Source organism: Cellulosimicrobium sp. GQ32, from assembly GCF_059758455.1.
Genome location: NZ_JCAXEP010000022.1, coordinates 1 through 3,818, shown reverse-complemented (window position 1 = coordinate 3,818; position 3,818 = coordinate 1). Strand labels below are relative to the sequence as shown.

At 74.0% G+C, this 3,818-nt stretch carries 5 protein-coding genes; 4 read left to right on the top strand and 1 reads right to left on the bottom strand.

Annotated features, from left to right (window positions below; all coding sequences use genetic code 11):
- Positions 1–702 (bottom strand): iron-dependent transcriptional repressor DtxR (locus tag AC6CH9_RS20725; protein ID WP_498156588.1); only part of this gene is annotated, 702 nt, incomplete at its 3' end.
- A gap of 118 nt (positions 703–820) precedes the next feature.
- Here AC6CH9_RS20725 and AC6CH9_RS20720 point away from each other — a divergent pair.
- The 4 genes from AC6CH9_RS20720 to AC6CH9_RS20705 all read left to right on the top strand — a co-directional run.
- Positions 821–1,165: a PadR family transcriptional regulator gene (locus tag AC6CH9_RS20720; protein WP_053369071.1), complete on the top strand. Its 345-nt coding sequence runs from the start codon at positions 821–823 to the stop codon at positions 1,163–1,165.
- Entirely contained in the window at positions 1,162–2,106 is a 945-nt protein-coding gene (locus AC6CH9_RS20715; protein ID WP_498156587.1) for a permease prefix domain 1-containing protein, read from the top strand. Before AC6CH9_RS20720 ends, AC6CH9_RS20715 begins: the two co-directional genes overlap by 4 nt.
- A gap of 9 nt (positions 2,107–2,115) precedes the next feature.
- Complete coding sequence (zapE, locus tag AC6CH9_RS20710) at positions 2,116–3,345, top strand: cell division protein ZapE (RefSeq protein WP_498156586.1); 1,230 nt, start codon at positions 2,116–2,118, stop codon at positions 3,343–3,345.
- Positions 3,346–3,434: 89 nt separating this feature from the next.
- Positions 3,435–3,818, top strand: a 384-nt coding sequence (locus AC6CH9_RS20705; RefSeq protein WP_498156585.1) for a ClpX C4-type zinc finger protein, incomplete at its 3' end; no start/stop codon positions are given.

Genomic DNA, 3,818 nt, shown 5'->3' with positions numbered 1-3,818 from the left:
CGTGACGAAGAGGTGGCGCGCTACGTCGTCGGGGAGGTCCAGGACGGTGTCGGCTCCGTCGCCCGAGACCGTGACGACGCCGTCGTTCACCGCGACGACGAGGGTCTGACGCGGGAAGACGCCCGCCTCGGCGAAGCGCGCGAGGAGCTCCACGTCGACCTGGACCGGCTCGGCGATGCGCTGGAGGAGGACGCGCACCTCGTCCCCGGCGGTCGCGCCGTGCGCGGCGAGGTGCACCGGGAGGGAGACGACGCCGTCGAGGTACACGACCTCGGGCAGGTCCTCGCCCAGCTCGCGCAGGCCCGGGATCGGGTTGCCGTAGGGGTCGTGCGCGGGGTGGTCGAGGAGCGCGACGAGGCGCTGCTCGACGAGGTCGCTCATGACGTGCTCCCAGCGGCAGGCCTCGGTGTGCACCTGCTCCCAGTCGAGCTTGATGACGTCCGTGAGGAGCCGCTCGGCGAGGCGGTGCTTGCGCATGACGCGCACCGCCGTCTGCTGCCCGAGCGTCGTGAGCTCGAGCTGGCGGTCGCCGCCGACGACGACGAGCCCGTCGCGCTCCATGCGCGCCACGGTCTGCGAGACGGTCGGCCCTGAGTGCCCGAGGCGCTCGGCGATCCGCGCGCGCAGCGGGGGGATCCCCTCCTCCTGCAGCTCGTAGATCGACTTCAGGTACATCTCGGTGGTGTCGATCAGGTCGGTCACTCGGCCTCCCGCGGCAGGTACGCACTCTTCTCTGGAACCGTTCCAGTCTAGCGCTCTCTCGTCGACACGATGATGTGTCTCTTGCCTATACTGTGCGTCACACACTATGGTGTGAGGCATGACCGATCCCGAGATCTTCGCCGGGCACAGCCAGGAGGTGCGTCGCGGCTCCGTCGTCGTCGCGAGCCTGCTGCTGCTGCGCACGCCCGGCTACGGCTACGGGCTCCTCGAGGCGCTCGCCGCGGCGGGCGTCCCCGTCGACGCCAACACGCTCTACCCGCTCCTGCGCCGGCTCGAGAAGCAGGGCCTCCTCGTGAGCGAGTGGAACACCGACGAGGCGCGGCCGCGCAAGTTCTACCGCACCTCCCCCGCGGGCGAGCGCTTCGCCCGCGACCTGCTCGACGAGTGGCTCGCGATCGCACGGAGCCTCCGGACCATCGACTCCCAGGAAGGCACGTCATGACGCTCACCGACCGCTACGTCGCCGCCACGCTGCGCCGCGTCCCCGCCGACCAGCACGCCGACCTCGAGCAGGAGCTCCGCGCGTCCGTCGCCGACGCCGTCGAGGCCAAGGTCGAGGCCGGCACCGACCCGGCCCGGGCCGAGACCGACGTCCTCAACGACCTCGGCGACCCCGACCGCCTCGCGGCCGACCTCGCCGGTCGCCCGCTGTACCTCATCGGCCCGACGCTCTACCTCGACTGGCTGCGTCTGCTCAAGGTGCTGCTCTGGGTCGCCCTCATCCCCGGGGCGATCGTGCTCATCACGGACCTCGTCGACGGCGGCCCCGTCGGGTCGGCCATCTGGAGCGGCATCTGGACGACCGCCTCGGTCGCCCTCCAGATCGCGTTCTGGACGACGCTCGTCTTCGCCCTGCTGGAGCGCTACGGCTCCCCGCAGAGCCAGGACGAGCTCACCGGCCCCTGGACGGTCGACCGCCTGCCGACCGAGCGCGCTCCCCGCGAGGTCACGCTCGTCGACACGGTCGTGTCGGTCGGCCTGCTCGTCCTGGTCGCCGCCGTGCTGCTCCTCCAGAACGTCGCGACGTACCGCGGGCCTGACGGCACCGCGGTGCCGGTGCTGCACCCCGACCTGTGGCCGGTCTGGACCGGCGTGCTCGTCGCGCTCGTCGCGGCCGAGATCGCCCTCACGATCCTCGTGTACGCACGCGGCCGGTGGACCGTCGGCCTCGCCGCCGTCAACACGGTCATCGGGGCCCTGTTCGCCGGGGTGGTCGTGTGGCTCGCGAGCGCGGACCGCCTCGTGAACCCGGCGTTCCTCGAGGTCACGGGCGGCGACTCGCTCACCTGGCTCTCGAACGGGATCATCGCGGCGACCGTCGTCATCGCGGCCTGGGACGTCATCGACGTCTGGGTCAAGACCGTGCGCGGTCGCCGCGCCTAGGCTGACCCGGTGACCAACCGCCGCCTCGACCGCGTCCGACGCGCGGTCGAGGCGGCGGCCGCGCGTGACGGGTTCGCGCTCGACGCGGACCAGTCCGCGCTCCTCGACCGGCTGGTGCGGCTCGGCGACGAGCTCGCCGGGGCGCGACGGCGGCCCGTCCGCGGGCTGTACGTGTGGGGTCCCGCGGGGCGCGGGAAGTCGTGGCTCGCGGGGGCGTTCGTCGCGGCGCTCGCGAGCGAGCTGCCCGAGAGGTCGATCCGGCGGGTGCACGTGTACGCCCTGTTCCGCGAGCTGCACGCGGCGATCCACGCCCAACGGGTGAGCGCCCTCACCGGGCCGCGCCCCGTCGTCGGGCAGGGTGGCCCGACGCGCGGGTGGCGTACCCGGGCGACCGCGCCGGTCGCGGAGCCGACGCCGCCCGGGCCGCCCGAGGAGTCGCCGGAGCCCCGCCCAGGCGCCGTCGACGCCGCGATCGACGACCTCCTGCGCGGGACGACGCTGCTCTCCCTCGACGAGCTCCACCTCCACGACACCGGCGACGCGACCCTGCTCACCCGGCTCCTGCGCCGCGCGTTCGCGTCGGGCGTCGTCGTGCTCGCGACGTCCAACTACGAGCCGGGCACGCTGCTGCCGAACCCGCTGTGGCACCACGTCGCCGAGCCGGGGATCGCGCTCCTGCGGGCGCACCTCGACGTCGTCGAGCTCGCCGGGCCGACCGACTACCGGACGCTCGGCGGTCGCGGGCGCGGAGGGTTCGCAGCGGGCGCGTGGCTCCGCCCCGGCACGACGGCGCAGCTCGCCGACCGCGGGCTCGTCGCCCCCGCCCGGGGGGCGCGGGCGGTCGTCCGCACCGGGACGCGGTCGTTCGAGGTGACCTCCGCACGGGTCGAGGGCGAGGGCCGCGAGGGCGAGCTGTGGGCGACGTTCGACGACCTGGCGGGCCGCCCGACGTCGACCCTCGAGTACCTCGACTGGGCCGCACGGTTCCGCCGCTGGGTCATGACCGACGTCCCGCTCCTCACCGACGTGGACCGCGAGGCGCAGCAGCGGTTCATCGCTGTCGTGGACGTGCTCGTCGACGCCGACGTCGAGCTCGTCGTCACGTCGTGCCACGCCCTCGACACCTTCCGCACGACGATGCCGGACCGGCCCGACGCCTTCCGGACGGCCAGCCGGCTCCAGCTCCTGGCCGAGGCCGTGGACGGTCCTCGCCCGTCCGCGGGCACCCTGCGCGGCTGAACCCGGCACGCCCGGACCCGGCGGAGCGGCCCGGCGTGTCGTGGGCGGCGGCTACGATCGGCCGCAACCGACTGGACTGGAGGCACCCGGTGGCACGCACCGACGGCACCGACGACACGCGCGGGCAGCGCGGTCCCCGCGCGGCGGACGCCCTCACGTGCTCGTTCTGCGGCAAGTCCCAGCGCCAGGTGAAGCGGCTCATCGCCGGCCCTGCGGGCGTCTTCATCTGCGACGAGTGCGTGGCGCTGTGCCTCGAGATGGTCGAGGAGGACCGCGAGGCCGAGAGCGCGTCGCAGGACGTCGTGACCGGCGACGGCCCCCTCCCGACGCCGCACGAGATCTTCGCGCACCTGACCCGCTACGTGGTGGGGCAGGACGGCGCCAAGCGCGCCCTGGCCGTCGCAGTGCACAACCACTACAAGCGCGTCCGCGCCGCCGCTGCCGCCGAGGAGGCCGGCGACGCCCCCGCGACC